The 18,208-nt window shown below is 69.2% G+C and carries 15 protein-coding genes; 9 read left to right on the forward strand and 6 right to left on the reverse strand.

Annotated elements, in window-relative coordinates; all coding sequences use genetic code 11:
- Positions 1 to 674: 674 nt before the first annotated feature.
- The 3 genes from ACFYYB_RS26325 to ACFYYB_RS26335 form a co-directional block, all read right to left on the reverse strand.
- Entirely contained in the window at positions 675 to 1,283 is a 609-nt protein-coding gene (locus ACFYYB_RS26325; RefSeq protein ID WP_389438015.1) for a hypothetical protein, read from the reverse strand.
- A 95-nt stretch (positions 1,284 to 1,378) separates the two neighbouring features.
- Positions 1,379 to 1,711 (reverse strand): hypothetical protein, encoded by a 333-nt coding sequence (locus ACFYYB_RS26330; protein ID WP_389438016.1) that lies wholly within the window; start codon positions 1,709 to 1,711, stop codon positions 1,379 to 1,381.
- Positions 1,708 to 2,406, reverse strand: coding sequence for an HNH endonuclease family protein (locus ACFYYB_RS26335; RefSeq protein WP_389438444.1), 699 nt, complete (start codon positions 2,404 to 2,406; stop codon positions 1,708 to 1,710). The genes ACFYYB_RS26330 and ACFYYB_RS26335 overlap by 4 nt, the downstream gene beginning before the upstream one ends.
- A 193-nt stretch (positions 2,407 to 2,599) precedes the next feature.
- Between ACFYYB_RS26335 and ACFYYB_RS26340 the strand changes: the two genes are divergently transcribed.
- Positions 2,600 to 2,896, forward strand: a complete 297-nt coding sequence (locus ACFYYB_RS26340) for a hypothetical protein (protein ID WP_389438018.1) — start codon at positions 2,600 to 2,602, stop codon at positions 2,894 to 2,896.
- A gap of 22 nt (positions 2,897 to 2,918) precedes the next feature.
- On the opposite strand, the gene ACFYYB_RS26345 is transcribed toward ACFYYB_RS26340, so the two are convergent.
- Together ACFYYB_RS26345 and ACFYYB_RS26350 are read right to left on the reverse strand one after the other, a co-directional pair.
- Positions 2,919 to 3,464 carry a hypothetical protein gene (locus tag ACFYYB_RS26345; RefSeq protein ID WP_389438019.1) on the reverse strand — a complete coding sequence of 182 codons (546 nt, stop codon included), beginning with the start codon at positions 3,462 to 3,464 and terminating at the stop codon, positions 2,919 to 2,921.
- 226 nt (positions 3,465 to 3,690) lie between these two features.
- Positions 3,691 to 4,209 carry a proline dehydrogenase gene (locus ACFYYB_RS26350; protein WP_389438020.1) on the reverse strand — a complete coding sequence of 173 codons (519 nt, stop codon included), beginning with the start codon at positions 4,207 to 4,209 and terminating at the stop codon, positions 3,691 to 3,693.
- 204 nt (positions 4,210 to 4,413) lie between these two features.
- Here ACFYYB_RS26350 and ACFYYB_RS26355 point away from each other — a divergent pair, with 204 nt between their 5' ends.
- On the forward strand, positions 4,414 to 4,887 hold the full coding sequence (locus ACFYYB_RS26355; protein ID WP_389438446.1) for a GNAT family N-acetyltransferase: 474 nt from the start codon (positions 4,414 to 4,416) through the stop codon (positions 4,885 to 4,887).
- A gap of 247 nt (positions 4,888 to 5,134) precedes the next feature.
- Here ACFYYB_RS26355 and ACFYYB_RS26360 read toward each other — a convergent pair whose 3' ends face one another.
- Entirely contained in the window at positions 5,135 to 6,241 is a 1,107-nt protein-coding gene (locus ACFYYB_RS26360) for a hypothetical protein (protein WP_389438021.1), read from the reverse strand.
- A gap of 291 nt (positions 6,242 to 6,532) precedes the next feature.
- Between ACFYYB_RS26360 and ACFYYB_RS26365 the strand changes: the two genes are divergently transcribed.
- The 7 genes from ACFYYB_RS26365 to ACFYYB_RS26395 all read left to right on the forward strand — a co-directional run bounded on the left by ACFYYB_RS26365 (position 6,533) and on the right by ACFYYB_RS26395 (position 18,192).
- On the forward strand, positions 6,533 to 7,123 hold the full coding sequence (locus ACFYYB_RS26365; protein WP_389438022.1) for a hypothetical protein: 591 nt from the start codon (positions 6,533 to 6,535) through the stop codon (positions 7,121 to 7,123).
- A 57-nt stretch (positions 7,124 to 7,180) separates the two neighbouring features.
- Positions 7,181 to 7,459 (forward strand): DUF6959 family protein, encoded by a 279-nt coding sequence (locus ACFYYB_RS26370; protein WP_389438024.1) that lies wholly within the window; start codon positions 7,181 to 7,183, stop codon positions 7,457 to 7,459.
- 171 nt (positions 7,460 to 7,630) lie between these two features.
- On the forward strand, positions 7,631 to 9,100 hold the full coding sequence (locus ACFYYB_RS26375) for an ISL3 family transposase (protein WP_389438447.1): 1,470 nt from the start codon (positions 7,631 to 7,633) through the stop codon (positions 9,098 to 9,100).
- Between the two features lie 788 nt (positions 9,101 to 9,888).
- Positions 9,889 to 13,338, forward strand: coding sequence for a DNA polymerase III subunit alpha (locus tag ACFYYB_RS26380; protein ID WP_389438025.1), 3,450 nt, complete (start codon positions 9,889 to 9,891; stop codon positions 13,336 to 13,338).
- A 5-nt stretch (positions 13,339 to 13,343) separates the two neighbouring features.
- Positions 13,344 to 14,396, forward strand: coding sequence for a hypothetical protein (locus tag ACFYYB_RS26385; protein ID WP_389438027.1), 1,053 nt, complete (start codon positions 13,344 to 13,346; stop codon positions 14,394 to 14,396).
- Positions 14,397 to 14,650: 254 nt separating this feature from the next.
- Positions 14,651 to 15,079, forward strand: a complete 429-nt coding sequence (locus ACFYYB_RS26390; protein ID WP_389438028.1) for a hypothetical protein — start codon at positions 14,651 to 14,653, stop codon at positions 15,077 to 15,079.
- Positions 15,076 to 18,192, forward strand: a complete 3,117-nt coding sequence (locus ACFYYB_RS26395; protein WP_389438029.1) for a tetratricopeptide repeat protein — start codon at positions 15,076 to 15,078, stop codon at positions 18,190 to 18,192. The genes ACFYYB_RS26390 and ACFYYB_RS26395 overlap by 4 nt, the downstream gene beginning before the upstream one ends.
- Positions 18,193 to 18,208: the final 16 nt, after the last annotated feature.

Here is an 18,208-nt window from a genome sequence, read left to right on the forward strand (position 1 = left end):
CTAACCCCAGCCGACGAGCGCTGACCTTGCTCATTTGCCATTCACCTGAGGTATCGGCCCGTGGACATCGCTATGCCCACGGCCACCCTGACTGCGCTCAGCGATCTGCTGCGCGAAAGAAGATCCGCTCCCGGTGGCGAACGGCGCCAGGAGCGGAGCGCCTCGGTCATCCTGCAGCATGACGAGCGCCTTCCGGCATGCCGGGCCGTAGCCACATCTCCGCGACGCAATCTGTCAGAGCATGCGGCGGCGGTAGTACATTCCCGAGGGTCCCTGAGCGCTTGGGCTAAGAGGGCGCTTCATCCTGTGGTGACCGCGGCGCCCGGGGGCTGCTTGTGGTTGCCGGGGGACCACCAGCATGTGAGGCCACGCCGAGACGGAGCTCACCGGTGATCACCTGGCACCGGGCGCGGGGAACGTTTTGGCTGTGAGGGTGTTCGGCGGCGCGTCCAGGCGCTCCTGGGGCTCGCGGAGGACTGCCCGACGACGACCGTCGTCTACGAGACCGCGCCGTAGGCCTCCAAGTTCAAGAAGTTGGGACACGGCAGGCGCGCCCGTGAACCGCGTGCCCGCCGTGTCCGCGGGCGCAGCCCCGGCAGGGTGGCGGGTGGGGCGTACCCGGCTACCCCGCACGCCGTTCGAGGCGGGCCGACAACCCGGCCGGGCCGTCTTGGTCAGCGGTACGGGCTCCAGCGTCCGAAGCGGGCCATCAGCTTGCGTGCCGCATCCTCGTTGAGGCCCAAGTGCACGGCGGCCTGCGCGGTGTCCAGATCCGCCGCGGTGTGCCGGGCCGCCCAGTACCCGACCCGCTCGGCAACGACTTCCAGGCGGCGGGCCGCCCGCACGCCCGCGACCGGGGAGGTCTTCGTCAGCTTGTCGATCTCCTCCTCCAACCGCTCCAGCAGCAGGGTGATCGTCTCCGGCAATGGCACGGTCGTCGTCTCGACCTGGGCGGTGTGGCCGTCCCAGTCGCGTTCGCTCGCGTCTGCCTGCTCGCTCCCGCCCTCGGCCAGGTCCTGGTCACCGATCGCCTCCCAGTCCAGGTGGTGTTCGGGGCCGGTCCAGTCGCAGGAGCACACCGCGCGCAGTGCGGCTGCTTTCGGTGTGTGGGGCCAGTGGCCGTCGTAGACGCTCCACTGCGAGACCGGGTCCCCTCCCCCACCCGAGCCGCTGTCGAAGTACACCGGGGCCGGGACGGTGCCATCAGCGAGGACGGCCTCGACCGCGCCCGTGTGGGAGGTGCCGAACTCCTCCGTCGTCCAGGTCTCGCGCCTACTCACCATGGCCCGCCCCCTTTTGCCCCGTGTTCAGGCGGCCCGCGGTGCGGGGCTGCCTGAACACGACGATGCCGCAGCCGTGCCGCCGGGCAGGCGGGTTTTCACGAAGTGGTGGCGGGGACCTCGGCTGCGCCTCCGGCCTTCACGGCCTCGACGACCTGCTTGTGGAACGCGGCAAGGCCGCCGGGTGACAGCCGGGCAGGGCTGCCGGTGAGGGTGTACCACTCCTCCGCACCGGTGTACTGGACCCGTACTGAGGCCCTACCGTCCGGGCCCGCCTCGGTCGTCAGGGTGACGTCACCGGTGATGACGCCCACCTCATCCGTCATCGCCCCGCCCGGCCCCGCCTTCACGTGGTCGGTCAACGGGACCGACCCCTCCGGGACGGCGCCGCCGTCAGGCTGGGGGGTGGTGTCGGGCTGGTGGTCGGTCATGAGCACGTCTCCAGCATCTCGGTCAGCTTCTTCTTCTCCGCCTCGGTCACCGTGAGCTGGTAGGTGCTCTTCACGTTCGTCCACGCCGTCGCGTACGTGCACCAGTAGCCCTTGGCCGGGGGCTGCCAGTCCTCGGGCCCTTGGTCGCCCTTGCCGCGGTTCGTCGCCGCGGACACCGCGAGAAGCTGGGGGCGGGTCAGGTCGTTGGCGAAATCCTTACGCCGCTCCGCCGTCCACGCCCCGGCGCCCGAACGCCAGGCATTGGCTAGGGGGACCATGTGGTCGATGTCGAGCTTCCCCGCGTCGGTGACGGTGATCCCGTCGTAGACCGATACCCAGGTGCCGGAGACGGCCTTGCACGCGGCATCGCGCTTCACGCCCTTACCCGAGCGCTCCAGGACGACTTCACGGGTGTCACAACTGTCGCCCTGGCTGCTCCAGTGCGTGAACTTCTCCCGGCTGTAGCCGGTCATCGCCTGCTGGCCGGCCATCTTCAACCCGCCGAGCTGGCTGCGGGCGACCGCCGCCGTCGATAGCCCCGGAAGCGCCGGAGCCCCTTGGGCGCCTTGTGCTCCGCCCTTGCCTTGCCCAGGCAGGGACGGCTTGGCGTCACCGCCGGCCGACACCCCCGGGTTGCAGCCCGCGAGACCAACCGCCAGCAGAACAGCCGTCACCGTACGGACACCCACCCGCATCTGACGAGGCATAACCACCCCAAACCCTCTCGAAAACTCCACCGCGACCTTACCCACCGCGCCTACCCCGCGAAGACCACCCGAGCCCGCCTCGAAGGAAGTCCTGGCACAGCCAGCGCCTTGACGCCGAACTCGATGGAGTGGACCTGGCGGCACAGCGGAACCGGCTCCGCCGTTGGCGGGTTCCTGGAGCATGAGTGACGAGAGCGTGATCACGATCGAGATCCGGGGCCCTGAGGAGGCGGCGCTTGAAGCCTCTCGCCGTATCTCGGAACTCTTCCTGTCGACCGGCCCCTGCCGGCTCCGGCGAACCCCCGGCGAGCCGGACGTAGAGGTTCTCGTCTACGCGAACGTTCACCGGAGTCCCGGGGAAGGCGGCTACGACGATGGAGGCGCCGAACAGGTGAGTACCCCCAGCTGGGATCCGTGGTACTCCCCTGCGTCCGAACCCGCCTTCAACTACGGCGACCGGCCGACCACGTCGGGCTGAACCCCTTCACGGGCTCTGCCTGTCAGCGAGCCGCGCCCGATGTCGTGACCGAAGGGATCATCTCGACCGAGCCGACGCGACCGTTCAGGTTGACGGTTGCGTCCGTGAACTCGTAGTGGACCCTTCCGCCGGAGCCGCCGACCTGCTTGTACGTGACCTTGCGGCCGCCGTGCGCGCCGTCGATGTTGTTGAGGCTGGGCAGCTTCGCGCCCCGGGGCATCATGACGACCTCGGTGGACTCGGCGAGCGTGTGGCCCTGGTGCAGCGTGGCCATCCACTCCTGCTGGTGGTTGTAGGCGGAGCGGCCCTTCTTGGCCTCGTGGCTCTTGAGGTTCCACTGCGGCTGCTCGGAGGTGAGGGGGTCGCGGTTGAGGAGCCAGATGCGTGCGGGCTTGGAGGCGTTGTACTCCTCGTTCTCGTACACGCACAGGGTCTCGGCTGGGCAGGCTTTGAGTCCCTGCCCGGTCTTGGTCTTGATGGTGGGCGCGGCGGCACCGGCGGGTCCGGCCAGGGCTATGGGCAGCAAGGCCGCGGCGAGGGCTGCCACCGTCAGGAACTGGATCTTCATGCCCGGACTAACTCCGGGCGTGACTGTCCGGGCACGCCGCAGTGGAAGGCCGGCCCCCGTACCGTCGCCTCCCCGGGAAACGCGTTTGGCTTCGTTCACGGGAACGCTGAACATCTGGCGCCCGGTCCCGGGTTCCGGCACAGGTTCTGTGCCTGACGTCTAACGTTCAGGCTGAACAGCGCCTCAATCGCCCAACGGTCTGGGGGACGGGCTCGGAGTTCCTGGATCAGTTGGTTTTGCCGATGGTGTTGCGGGCCGCGAGGCGGAAGTCCTTGACGGCTTTGTAGAGGGTCCGCTCTCGTTCGGCGGCAAGGGCGATGTCTTCGGCCTTGCGGGTGGTGTTGCCCGCGTGGGCGCTCTCGGCCATCCGCCGCATGACGTGTGACAGGTCGCTGGAGGCGACGGTGACGCGCTCCGCTACTTCCGCGACGGGTGCCGGCCCTTCGAGGATGACGATTTCGCAGGCGCGGTGGACCTCGCGGGCCAGACTGATGAAGCGGCCTATCTTCTCGTCGATGTCGGGGAGGTCGGGTTGTTCTGAACGCAGCGCGTCGAGGACGGCGTCCATGGCGATGTCGCGGTCATGGAGAGCGCTCAGGTAGCCGGCGTAGGCGTCGCGGCGATGCTGGCGGCTCCATTGGGCGTGCTGGGACCGTGCCTGCGCACGGCCGTTGACGATTGCGGCCCCGAGAGTGGTGGCGGAGCCGACGGCGGCGCCCAGCAGCGCGGCAAGTCCTGAGTCCATAGGCCCTAGTCTGCCGTTCCCGCTGTTCATCCAGTTCGCCGGGGCTTCGTCCCCGATCGCCGACAAACATTGGCCGCCTCTGGGTATCGACAGGCCAGCAGCGGCATAACCGCATGCGGCAGGTCAGTTGCACCTCTGAGAATGGTGCCCATGGTCCACCTAATCGAAGCGCCCAGTCCCGACGATGCTGCATCCGTGGGCCGTATGCAGCTCACGGCCTGGCTCCAGACCTACCCCAACGAAGACGCCGGCATTGATGAGACGTGGATCCGCGAGCAGCGAGGGTCCGCTGTCACCACCGAGGGCATTGTGCAGTGGCGAGAGTTCATTGACGAGGCCACACGCCACCCTGACCGGCTTTTCTGCCGTGTCGTCCGATCCGGGGCTGAGATCACTGGTGTCCTCTGTGGCCGCCGGGACGAATTGGTGTCCCTCGGACCGATGTATCTGCTGGACGAAGCCCAAGGCCAGGGCATCGGCGGTCAGCTGATGGGTGAGTTCTTCCTATGGGCGGACGGTGCTCCCCTGCACCTGTGGGTGACTGAGTACAACAGGAGAGCGATCCGGTTTTACGAGCGCCACGGATTCCAGCTCACGGGTGAGCGTGAGCTGTGGCGAGACAGGTTGCCCAACGTGCGTATGGCGCGCGGTCTCGTGCAGCATCCTCGGATTGCATGAGACGCGGGCGATGCGCAACCTGATCGACCACAGAACTTGAGCCAGAACCCGGTCCCGTGAACAAACCCACGCGTTCGCCAGTCAGGACGCCCGGAGTTTGTCCAGGGTGTCGAGCGCCAGCGCCCAGGGGTAGGCCGTCACGTTGCCGTGCTTGGGCTGGTGCGGGCGGAAGCCGTGCCCGTCACCGTCATCGAGGAGGTACTGGACGCCCGCACGTGCGGGTGCTTGCCGCCCTGCAGCCGCGAGGCTACGCGGCCCCCGGCGCCGCCAGCGCGCCGACCAGCCACGGCATGGCGCGCCGCTCGACCGCGATGAGCACCTCGGTGTCGCCGTCCCGGCACTGGGCCACGTGGAAGAACTGCCACTTGTTGCCCCGCGGCGCGGGACCGGGGTCTGTGGCGTACGGGTGTCGGACCCGCTCCAGCACCAGGCCGGGTGGCAGCGGCGTGCGCCCTGAACGGCCGCTCGGGTCGTTGGTCCACGCGAGGACGCCCGGGCCCACGACGATGTGGCTGTGGCGCGGGGTGCCCCCGGGGCCGCCGGTGTCGCCGATCAGGAGGGCCGGGAAGGTCCGGTCTCGATTCCTCGTGCGCGGGCGGACCCGGATCGTGTCGGTGTTCGCCCTCATCTGGTGGAGGCAGCTGGCGGCTATGGCGACCACCCCGCCCGCCAGGAGGAACCCGGACCAGCGCAGCGTCTCGCGCACGCTGTCGTACATGATCGGGGAGGTCCCCAGGATGACGGCCAGGAGGAGGAGCCCCAAGACCGGCACGTTGAACTGCCAGGGGGTGGTCCGCCGGGAGTGCGAGGAGAACCAGGTGAACCACGCCCCGCCCCACAGCAGGGCGGCGCCCGCGGGCCCCAGGCCCAGGGCCCAGCCGAGCGGGGTCTCGTGGGCGGTGCGCGGGTTGTGCTCGGTGAAGACGGTCCTGGCGGCCTCTCCGGTGCCGTAGTTGACGTGCCGGATCTCGCCCCGCCAGCTGACCAGCCGCAGCGCGGTGCCGGCGGGTGCGAAGGAGGAACTGGTGGAGCGGGACAGCCGGATCTCTTGCCGGCTACCGTCCTCCCGCCGGACCTCCAGGTAGATCCTCGGGTTGCGGGTGCCCTCGCTGCGGATTTCTTCCAGGACGGCTGGCACCGCGCTCAGGCAGTCGCCCGCCCGCTCTCTCGGGCTTCCGGCCACGCAGTTGGTGGCGGCGTCGTAGGCGCGGGCGTCGGCCCGGTCCTGGCGCACGGGGACGAGGAGCAGCCAGACCCCGATCAGGATCGCCGCCACCCCCAAGACCATCGCAGGCAGGGAGTACAGCAGCCTCCGCGGGCTCGGTGGGGCGGTGGGGACATTCCGGGTGATCATGCAGCTCAAGGATGCCCGAACCCGCCCTCCCGCGACGGCACACGGAAGAGTGGCCTAGACCACTCACATTCGATGGCACGCGCTCAGCCTTGCGTGTCACAGGACATGTGTGACTGAGCGTTCCACTTGGTTCTGACCGCTCTTCCGTGATGTCTACGTCACCCGCGGGATGGTGCCAGTCGGCGAGCGTTCCCAGGTACCGAAGCTCCGTGGTGTCAGAGCGTGCCGAGATTCGGAGCTCTGCACCATGCGCTTGGGTGCGATGGTGGCGGGTGTGGCACCGTGGTGCTCATGGGTGACTCCAGGGCTTATCCCCTCTTCAGGAGTGCCAGCGCAGTGGACACGCTCGCGCTGGCACGGCGTCTGTGCTCGCTGATGGAGAGGCGGGGTTCGGTTGTCGAGCTGACCGCTGACCTGCAGACGGCCGAAGACATGTGGAGGATGGTGGAGGCCTTGCCGAAGGCTGTCTCCAACGCACAGGGCGTGCCATTCGACTCGCACCAGTGGACTCATGAGTACCGGGCGGACACGTTGCCCAGGGATTCATACGGGCTCGTGCCGTTGCTGCCGTTCCGCGTGGACGTCGACACGCCGGTGGACGACGAGCTAGAGGATCTCTTCGTTCAAGCCCTGGGCGGTGGCCCCGCCTCGATCTACTGGGGCGGCAGCTGGCCGGACGTACCGGAGCTCGATCTCCTGGCGAACGTGAAGCACGAGGCAGTCGAAGTCGCTTTCAACAGCCTCGATATCGACTGGGAGCTACCCGCAGACGAGCACACGGTGTTCGTGCACCTATCCAACCTTGGGAACCTCCCCCGGGCGGAGTGGCTGGCGCGGCAGGTCGGCACGGAGGTCCTTGGGGACTCTGTGGCCGGCAGGTGAGCGAGGCGGTAGACAGGCGCACCGTGGCCAGCTGTCGCCATGCGGTTGGATGGCCGGATGGAACGTATAGAGGTTGAGCTGTTCACGGACGCGAGTAACGATGCGGTAGTCCGTCTGCCCCCGCGAAGGTTTCCGGGCGTGTTGATCCAGGGCGATTCCCTTTCGAGCATCCGTGACGACGTTGCTGGGATCGTAAAGGCCTGTGACCAGGGTGATGTCGATGAAGCCCGGGAGGAGGCTGCCTTCCGCCTCTCCAACCCCGACGAGCTGCTGGCTCGCTACACGGCGGCCCTGAAGGCACACGACATTCCCATCCCCTTCTACCAGGCCCCTTGATCGCACACTTGCAACACCTCGCGATTGGCGGGATGCGCTGCAAGGTGGAGAGATTGCAGGATCGTTCCGCCAGGGGATCACGCGGTCATGGAGCTGGAGACTGTCGAGGACGTTCTCTTTCCCGGCCTGGCCCTGGTCGTGAGGCAGGTCGTTGTCGCGGGTGACCGCATGATGATCGACGCGGCTGGCTGCGGGCCGCCAGGAGCATGTCCCGCGTGTCAGCATCCCGCCGCACGCGTTCACAGCAGGTACTGGCGGCACATAGCCGGGCTGCCTGTCAGCGGCCGCCGGTTGATCGTCCGTCTCCGTGTCCGCCGATTCTTCTGCGATCAGCCTCGATGCCCACGCAGGACTTTCGTGGAACAGGTGGCTGGCCTGACCGAGCCGCGACGCCGCTCTTCGACGGCGGCACGGTCGGCGATACGGTCAGTCGCGGTGGAGCTCGGCGGCCGCCCAGGCGCGCGCCTCTGCGCAAAGCTGCGGCTCTACGGCCGACGGACATCCATCCTGGGCGAGCTAACCGCTCCGCCTGCACCAGCGCGAGCTCCCCGGATCCTCGGCATCGACGAGTTCGCTTTCCGCAAGGGCCGGACCTACGGCACCGTCCTCGTCGACGTCGAGTCCTCCAGGCCGGTGGACGTATTGCCCGATCGTGAAACCGGCACGGTCGCCGCATGGCTCCAGGAGCACCCCGGCGCCGAGATCATCTGCCGAGACCGCCTGATGGCATTCACCAAGGCCATCGAACAGGCCGCCCCGGACGCGCTGGAGGTGGCAGATCGCTGGCATCTCCTCCAGAACCTCTCCACGGCAGTCGAGAAGACCTGCCGACGACACCGTGACTGCCTCCGACGGCCAGCCGAACCAGAGGCGGGCCCGCCGTTGGCCACACCGCAGACTCCGCTCCTGGACCGGATCCGACAGCGCCACGCGGAGGTGAACGAGCTCGCCGCCACTGGCCTGCCACTCAACGCCATCGGCCGCCGACTGCGGCTGGATCGCAAGACGGTCCGGCGCTACCGGAACAAGGATCTTGTAGATCTTCTCGCCTCGGCTCAAGACCGAGGTCACGGTGTCCTCGACCCGTTCATGGAGTATGTGCAGCGCCGCTTCCACGCGGGCTGCACCAGCTCGATGCAGCTCTATCGCGAGGTGCTCGCCCTCGGCTACACCGGCGGATACCACGTCGTGCACCGCTACGTAGTGACCATCCGGAAGGGCATCGCGGTCCCCGCCCGCTCGATCACTCCCCGTCCTCGCGACATCACCTCATGGATCATGCGCCCTCAGGAGTCACTCAACACCGCCGATGTTGCCCAACTCGACGCTGTGCGGATTGCCTGCCCGGAGATCGCCCTGGCCTGCGACCTCGCGCGGGAGTTCACCGACATGGTCCGCCAACGCCGCGGGCACCTGCTTCGGGACTGGATTCAGAAGGCCGAGCTGAGCGGCCCCGACGCCATCGGCATCTTCGCCGACTCCATCCGCCAAGACCTCCACGCCGTTACCGCCGGCCTCACACTGCCCTACAGCTCCGGCATCGTCGAAGGCCACGTCAACAGAATCAAAACGATCAAGCGTCAAATGTACGGCAGAGCCTCATTCACCCTGCTCAGAGCCCGCATCCTCTCTCAGCCGTAGCCTGCATACCCGGTGAGATAGATGCGCTGAGCTCTGCCGCGTTTCAGTCGGTGACCTCTACCGCTTCCGGCTTTGGGAAGGCCATGACATCCCACCCCATGGGCCAGCCGTGCCTACTGCGCTGAGCGGTCTCGGCTTCAAGGTGCCGTGGCACACGCCGCAGCCACCACTGTCCCTCTTGGCCATCCCGACCCGGCCAGCCCACGGTGGTGGCATGGAACCTGCGGTCGATCTCATCAAGCTCAGGCTGACGGATGGCACGGACTCGTGGCGGCAGCAGAGGCCAGATCTGGGCCAACGCCGTGCGACACCACAGATCGTTTGAGAGTTCTGGAGCCGACCATCCGTAACCTTCCTCCACCTCGTGCACCAACTCGTTCCACTGCTCAAGAAGCGCGTTGAGTGTCCGGGGCTAGCCAGATCCCCTGGCCCCAGCCACGGTGCGGACAGCCGCATGCACCGCCTCGTACTCCCCAGCCGTCAGAAACGCTTCATCAGCCGACTCCGGTGCCATGGGATCCATACCCCGACTATCTCAGGCCCCTTCTCCAGGGAGCGATGCCCCTACGCAGCAGATACGACGTCGCCACGGCCGCAAGTACATACCTGAGCGGTGTCCTCACGGAACAACGGTCAGAACCAGGTAGCGCGCTCAGTCACACTCACCTCCGGCTCGCTGCGGATGGAGTAACCGGCTGGTCTGTTCGAATAAATGTTCGGTACGTTGTTAGAGAGACGAGAGTGATTCGGCCAGATCGGCTGAAACAGGCGATGGCTGGAGGTGGACTGTGAGCTGTGGCGTCCACCTGCACGTCGCTAGCGGCTACTCAGCCCGCTACGGCACCTCGCACCCCACTGAGCTGGTGCAACGCGCAGCCGAGCGCGAGATTGGCACGCTCGCGCTCACCGACCGGGACACCGTCGCCGGCGCCGTCCGCTTCGCGAAGGCCGCCGCAGCCGCTGGCATCCGGCCGGTCTTCGGCGTCGATGTCGCAGTCGCCCCCTGGACACCGCCCCACCCGGCCGCCGCCCGCCGCCGGACCCCGGATCGCGGTGGCGTGCACGTCGTGGAGCCGAGGCTGCGGGTGACCTTGCTGGCGCAGCACGCGGCGGGGTGGGCACGGCTGTGCCGCCTGGTCTCCGCTACGCACGCGGGCGCGGCCGGTGGGCCGCCGGTGGTGTCCTGGGAGACCCTGGGCCAGTACGCGGACGAGGGCCTGGTAGTGATGCTGGGGCCGTCATCGGAGCCGGTGCGGGCGCTGTCGGCCGGGCGGCCGGACCTGGCCGAGCAGCTGATCGCGCCGTGGCGCGAGGTCGCCTGCGGGGGCCTGCGGCTGGAGGCGGTGTGGTGGGGGCTGTCCGGTACGGGTCCGGGCTCGCTGCGGCTCGCCGCGCGCACCCTCGGCCTCGCCGACCAGCTCGGCGTCCCAGCGGTCCTGACCAACGCGGTCCGCTACGCCGACCCCGGCCAGCACAGGCTCGCCGACGTCCTGGACTCGGCCCGGCTGCTCCGTCCCATCGACCGTCGCCGGCTCGACTGCGGCCAGCGCTGGCTGAAGGGATCCGCGGAGATGGGTGAGGCCGCCGACCGGATCGCCGAGGCTTCCGGTGCGGGAGCGGGCCGCGCTGCCGCGCTCCTCGCCGAAACCACCCGGACCGCAGAGGCCTGCGTCGTGGACCCGCGGGCCGATCTCGGGATCGGCGGCCGCCCGTACTTCCCCGAGCAGGACGTCGTCGGCGCGCGGCCTGGCCCAGGCGGCGCAATGGAGCTGCTGCGCCGCCGCACCGCCGACGGGATGTTCGCCCGCGGCCTCGACCGCGACGAGCGGGCGCTCGGGCAGCTGGAGTACGAGCTCGGCGTGATCGGGAAGCTCGGCTACGAGTCCTACTTTTTGGCGGTCGCGCAGGTCGTCACGGACATCCGGGCCATGGGCGTCCGGGTCGCCGCCCGAGGATCCGGCGCCGGCAGCATGGTCAACTTTTCGCTGTTCATCGCGACGGCCAACCCCCTTCAACACGACTTGCTCTTCGAGCGGTTCCTCAGCGTGCGCAGGTCTTCGATGCCGGACATCGACCTCGACGTGGAGTCCGCGCGCCGGCTGGAGGTCTACGACCGGATCATCGAGCGGTTCGGCACGGAGCGGACCGCCGTGACCGGGATGCCGGAGACCTACCGGGCCCGCCACGCCCTCCGGGATACCGGCCTCGCCCTCGGCTTGCCCCCTCAGACGGTGGACCGGATCGCCAAGAGCTTTCCGCACATCCGGGCCTGCGACATCCGCGGCGCCCTCGCCGAGCTCCCCGAGCTCAGGGACCTCGCCGCCGAGGCCGCGTCGTACGGCCCGCTGTGGGAGCTCGCCGAGGGGCTGGACGCGCTGCCGCGCGGCTACGCCATGCACCCGTGCGGAGTGATCATCTCCAACGTCTCGCTGCTGGGCCGGCTGCCGGTCCAGCCGACGCCGGGCGGGCAGTACGCCATGGTCCAGGCCGACAAGCATGACGTCGAAGATCTCGGCTTGCTCAAGCTCGACGTGCTTGGAGTGCGGATGCAGTCGGCGATGGCGCACGCCGTCGCCGAGATCCGCCGCACCACCGGCCGCCAGCTCGACCTCGACAACCCCGACCACGTGCCGCTGGATGACCGGGGCGCCTTCGCGCTGATCTGCGCCAGCGACACCGTTGGGATGTTCCAGCTGGAGAGCCCCGGGCAGCAGGACCTCGTCGGCCGGCTCCAGCCGCGCGGCGTCCAGGACGTCATCGCCGACATCTCGCTCTTCAGGCCGGGCCCGGTCAAAGGCGGCATGCCCGCCCTCTACATCGCCGCCCGCCACGGCGCCGCCCCCCATTTCCCCCACCCCGATTTGGAACCCGTCCTCGCTTCCACGTACGGCGTGACCATCTGGCACGAGCAGATCATCGACATCTTCGCGGTGATGACCGGCTGCGACCGCGCGCTCGGCGAAGTCGCGCGCCGTGCTCTCGCCGACCCCGACCGGCTCCTCCGGGTGGAGGGCTGGTTCCGTCGCGAGGCCGGCGCCCGCGGATACTTCCCCGCCGTCCTGGATGAGGTGTGGGAGACCGTGAAGTCCTTCGGGGCGTACGGATTTTGCAGGGCCCATGCCGTGGCTTTCGCTGTGCCCGCCCTCCAGTCCGCGTGGCTCAAGGCCCACCACCCCGCGGCCCTGTACGCCGGGCTGCTGGAGCACGACCCGGGCATGTGGCCCGCCCGCGTGATCGTCTCTGACGCCCGTCGCCACGGCGTGCCCGTGCTCCCGGTGGACATCAACGCCTCCGCGGCCGACCACCGCGTCGAGCGGACGGCGGACGGTACCTGGGCGGTACGGCTCTCGCTGTCCACGGTGAAGGGGATCAGCGAGGAGCAGGTGGCTCGGATCGCCGCCGGCCAGCCCTACAACGGGCTGCAAGATCTCTGGCAGCGCGGGCGGCCCGCGCTGCCCACCGCCGAGCGCCTCGTGCAGATCGGCGCGCTCGACAGCCTTCGCGGCCCGCTCACGCGCCGCGACCTCCTCCTGCAGACCGCCGAGCTCCACCGGCACACCGCCGCCCGGCCCGCCGACGGCCAGCTCCCTCTCGACGGACACCTGGTAACCGCCGAGCCGTCCGGGCTGCCCGAGATGACCAGCCGCGAGACCCTGGACGCCGAGCTCAGCGTGCTGCGGATCGATGTCTCCCAGCACCTGATGGAGCACCACCACCGGCTGCTCCGCGAGATCGGCGCCACCGACTCCGCCCACCTCAAGGCGATGCACCCCGGGCAGCAGGTCCTCGTGGCCGGCGTCCGCGCCTCCACCCAGACTCCGCCGATCCCCTCGGGGAAGAGGGTCATCTTCGTAACCCTGGAGGACGGCCTCGGCTTGTGCGACATCGCCTTTTTCGACGACAGCCACGACGCCGTCGCCCATACCGTCTTCCACTGCGGGCTCCTCCTGGTCCGCGGCACGGTGGAGGCCCGGGGGCCGCGCCGCACCGTCGTCGGACAGGCCGTCTGGAACCTCGACGAGCTCGCCGCCGCGCGTCGCGATCACGGCCCGGAAGCGCTCCTCGCCCTCCTCGGCCGGAGCGAGCCCGCCCGCACTCCGGCGCAAGCACCATCGCGGACCCTGCCGAACGGGCTGAGCGGTTCTCGGCTGCATCCGTACGCGGACCTCCAGCCCGCGGGCACGCGCGCCGCCGATCTCAAATCCCTCGGCTACACCAGCCCCGGCTCGGCGGGGTGAGCGCCATGAGTTCGGGCCTCATCGTCCACGCCTTCTTCCACATGCCTACGGGCGCCCGGCCGGACCTGTACCAGCAGCTCCTCGCGCTCGCCGATGGCCTCACCCCGCGCGTCCAGGCCATCCCGCCCGATGCCGCGCACCTCGACATCACAGGCGCGCTCCGCTACTTCGACCGCGACCCCGAAGGCATCGCCGCGCTCCTGCGCATGCGGACCCTCGCCCTTCACGGCGTGCAGACCACCTGCGCGATCGCCCCCACCCGCATGCTCGCCACGATGGCGGCCGCCACGACGCCGCCCGGCGGCACCACCGTCATCGAGGCCGGCAACGTGCAAGCGTGGCTGCGGCCGCGCCCCGTCGCGGCCCTCCACGGGGTAGGCCCCGCCACCGCCACCAAACTCCGCTCCTACGGACTGCACACGATCGGCGACCTCGCCGACGCACCCCTGCCCGCCCTCACCAGGATCTTCGGCGCCGCCACCGGCCGCTCCCTCCACGCCCACGCCCACGGCCACGACCTGCGCACCGTCCAGCCCCAGCCCATCGCGAAGTCCATGAGCACGGAGCGGGACTTCGATCACGACGTCCTCGACCCCGTCGAGCACCGCCGGGCCCTCCTCGCCGTCGCCGAGGAACTCGGCGGCCGGCTCCGCGACGAGCAGCAGATCGCCGGGCAACTCGCGCTCACCATCCAGTACGCCGACCGCTCCACCAGCAGCCGTAGCCGTACGCTGCCTGAACCCACCGCCCATACCCGCCCACTCGCCGGCGCCGCCTACGAGCTCTACGACCTCCTGGGCCTCCAGCGGGCCCGCGTCCGCACCATCAACCTGCGCGCACAAGACCTCCGCCCGGCAGCGGAAGCTGCCGAGCAGCTCAGCCTGGACCCCACCAACGACCGCGCCCTGGCCGTCGAGGCCGTCACCGACCGCGCGCGAGCCCGGTACGGGCCCGGCACCATCCGCCCCGCCACCCTCGCCAGGGCGGGTACCGGCCCCCCTCCGGGCAGGACGATGCTCCTGCCCGGTAGACCTGACCCGAAGGAAACAACATCATGACCACGCCCCAGCCGCCCGTGAGACAGCCCGTGCTGACCTGCGCACCCGCCCAGATCGGCCCGTGCGCGAGGTGGCTTGTTGACTGCACCCGCTCGTAGATGCGTGCAGTCGCGGAGGCAATCTGGCGGTCTCGGTCGCAGATCTCTTGGGTAAAGAAGCTGTACGACTTGTGCCGGGTGACTATGGTCGCAAGTCCGGAATCCATAGGTAGGCAGTCACTGAGTAGCACCGGGGGTCGAATGTTGAATGAGGCGATGACGGTGCTGGCAGCTGCGGGGGGCACCGCGGTGGTACAGGCTGCGGGAACCGACGGGTGGAACAGCCTGCGCGCCGGGGTGGCTCGATGGTTCGGCCGTGGAAACCCTGAAAGGGAGCGCCGCGAGGCCGAGCGGCTGGATGGCAGCGCGGTTGAACTCTCCGCCGCCGCCGCCGACCCGGCAGCGGAGCTGGTTCGGGTGCGCCACGAGACCGTATGGCGGACTCGGATCGAGAGCCTGTTGGAAGACCTGGACGAGGAGCAGCGACTCCGGGCCGCCGACGAGTTGCGGGAGTTGTTGGAGCAGGTGGGGACGGGGTCGGCTGTCAACGGTGGGCTGGTGTCGGGTAACAGGTTCAGTGGACCGACTGCGTTTCAGGCCGGGAACTTCAACCGGCAGGACGTCCGGTTCGGTACCGAAGCGTGACGGATGCCGACCTTGGCGGCGCCGAGGTCGGCGTGCCCGGCGGGATCTTCCACGGACCGACCGCCATACAGGTGGGTGATCACAACACCCAGCACGTCCAGTTCGTCCACCCCGGGAAACCTGCTTACCGGATCGAGAGCTTCCCCGCCCTACCCCGTCCCGTGCGAGCCCGGGAACTGATCGCACGGCCTTCCCGGCTGCTGCGGGCGGGGCATCAGGTGGTGCCCTTCACTGGCCGACGCACCGACCTCGACGCCCTGGTGCGCTGGCGCGATGACGAAGCCGATCAGTACGCCATCCGGCTGGTCCACGGTCCCGGTGGGCAGGGCAAGACCCGCTTGGCCGCCCACTTCGCCGAACTCAGCCGCCAGGCGGGCTGGACGGTGTGGCAGGCGGCCGTCAACGAGGCCGGCACCACCCCTCTCACCGCCGCCCCGACTCCCGAAGCCGGGACCGGAATCCTGCTGGTGACCGATTACGCCGAACGTTGGCCCTCCAGCGACCTGCGCATGTTGTTAGGCGAAGCCGTCCGGAATGGCAGTGGCGTCCCGGTCCGTGTGCTGCTGCTGGCCCGCCCGGCCGGAGTCTGGTGGCAAAGTCTGGACACCTGGATCGGTGACCATCTCGACGCAGACTCCAGCACCCACCAACTGCTGGCCTTGGCCACCGACCCACAGGCACGCACCGAACTGTTCCAGCAGGCCCGGGACCACTTCGCCGACCACCTCGGCCTGCCCGTCGATCAAACGCTGCACATCGGTCCGCCCCCGGATCTGAAAACCGACGAGGACTATGCCCAGATCCTGACCATCCACATTGCTGCCCTGGCCGCCGTCGACGCATGCCTTCGCTACACCCCTTCCCCCACCGACCCGGCGCGCGCCTCCGCCTACCTCCTTGCACGCGAAGTCGCGTACTGGAGCGAGCTGCACACGGCTCCGGCCCGGAAACTGTCCACGGGGCCGGTCGACATGCGCCGCCTCATGCTGACCGCAACTCTCACCCGTCCCATAGCCCGCGACCCGCACGGCTGGAACGCACTGCAACGCGCCGGACTCGCCGACACAGACACAGCGGCCAACACCCTCTTGGACGACCACCAGTACTGCTACCCGCCGGCCCGCAGCCATACGGTCCTGGAACCGCTGTACCCGGACCGCCTCGGCGAAGACCTCATCGGACTAACGACCCCACCTAGCCCTACCGATCCCGGCTCCACTCGGACGGCCCACCCCATCGCTGGAGCACATACTGATGACTGGGCACTCCAACTCCCTCAACGTCTCACCATCGGCCGCGCCGGCACCGACGCACCCGCACCCTGGACCCGCGACACCCTGACCGTGCTCATCGAAACCGCCCGGCGCTGGCCCCACATCGGCAGCGGCCAGCTCTACCCCCTGCTCACCGCCCACCCGGAGCTCGCGCTACACGCCGGCAGCGCAGCCCTCGCGGCCCTCGCCAGCCTCGACCACGTCGACATCGGCGCGCTGGAAGCCATCGAGTCCCGCTTCCCCACCGGTCGACATACCGACCTCGACGCCGGTATCGCCGCCATCACCTCGCACCTGGCACACCGCCGCCTCGCCGCCACACAAGATCCCCTCACGCACGCCCGCACCAACCACGACCTCGCTGTCCGCCTTGCCAACGCCGGGCTTCACGACGACGCACTCGCAGCCGCACAGAACGCCCGCAAAGCCTGGCAACACCTCGCCGTCACCGCCCCTGCCCACGAACCCGACCTGGCCCGCTCCCTGAACAACCTCGGGATGCTTCTGTCGGCGGTAGGTCGGCGGCCGGAAGCCCTTGCGATGACCGAGGAGACGGTGGAGATCCAGCGGCGGCTGGCGGCCACTAACGCAGCCGCCCACGAACCCGACCTCGCGGTCACCCTTACCAACCTCGGAAGGGATCTTTGGGAGGTGGGCCGGCGGGCCGAGGGCCTTGCGATGACCGAGGAGGCGGTGGAGATCCGGCGGCGGCTGGCGGCCACTAACGCAGCCGCCCACGAACCCGACCTCGCGGTCACCCTTAACAACCTCGGGGCACAGCTGTCGGCGGTGGGCCGGCGGGCCGAGGGCCTTGTGATCACTGAGGAGGTGGTGGAGGTGTGGCGGCGGCTGGCGGCCACTAACCCAGCCGCCCACGACCCTGACCTCGCCAGCTCCCTGAACAACCTCGGGAAGCAACTTTGGGAGGTGGGCCGGCGGACCGAGGGCCTTGCGATGACCGAGGAGGCGGTGGAGATCCGGCGGCGGCTGGCGGCCACTAACGCAGCCGCCCACGAACCCGACCTCGCGGTCGCCCTTAACAACCTCGGGGTCCAGCTGTCGGCGGTGGGCCGGCGGGCCGAGGGCCTTGTGATCACTGAGGAGGCGGTGGAGGTGTGGCGGCGGCTGGCGGCTGCCAACCCAGCCGCCCATGAAGGCGACCTCGCGTTCACCCTGAGCAACCTCGGGAATTCTCTGTCGGACGTAGGCCGGCCGGTCGAGGCTCTCGCGATCACTGAGGAGGCGGTGGAGGTGTGGCGGCGGCTGGCGGCCGCCTACCCAGCCGCCCATGAACCCGGCCTCGCCCGCTCCCTGAACAACCTCGGGGCACAGCTGTCGGACGGAGGCCGGCCGGCCGAGGGCCTTGTGATCACTGAGGAGGCGGTGGAGGTGTGGCGGCGGCTGGCGGCTGCCAACCCAGCCGCCCATGAAGGCGACCTCGCGTCCACCCTGAGCAACCTCGGGAATTCTCTGTCGGACGTAGGCCGGCCGGTCGAGGCTCTCGCGATCACTGAGGAGACGGTGGAGATCCGGCGGCGGCTGGCGGCCGCCTACCCAGCCGCCCATGAACCCGGCCTCGCCCGCTCCCTGAACAACCTCGGGGCACAGCTGTCGCGGCTAGGTCGTCGGGCGGAAGCCCTTGCCGTCACTGTGGAGACGGTGGAGATCTACCGGCGCCTTATATCCGTGAGATCGAACCAGAGCATTTTCCGCTTGCCTCTGCTTACGGTTTTGCGCCTACAGGCCGAAGTACTCATTGGCCTCGGCCGACTCCAGGACGCGCAGACGGTCCGGGACTGGCTCGCGGCCAACCCTGACCCAGCTGATTCTCACGAATGATCCTTCTGGGGCTGGA

Source organism: Streptomyces sp. NPDC002886 (genome assembly GCF_042888445.1).
Classification (GTDB): Bacteria; Actinomycetota; Actinomycetes; order Streptomycetales; family Streptomycetaceae; genus Streptomyces.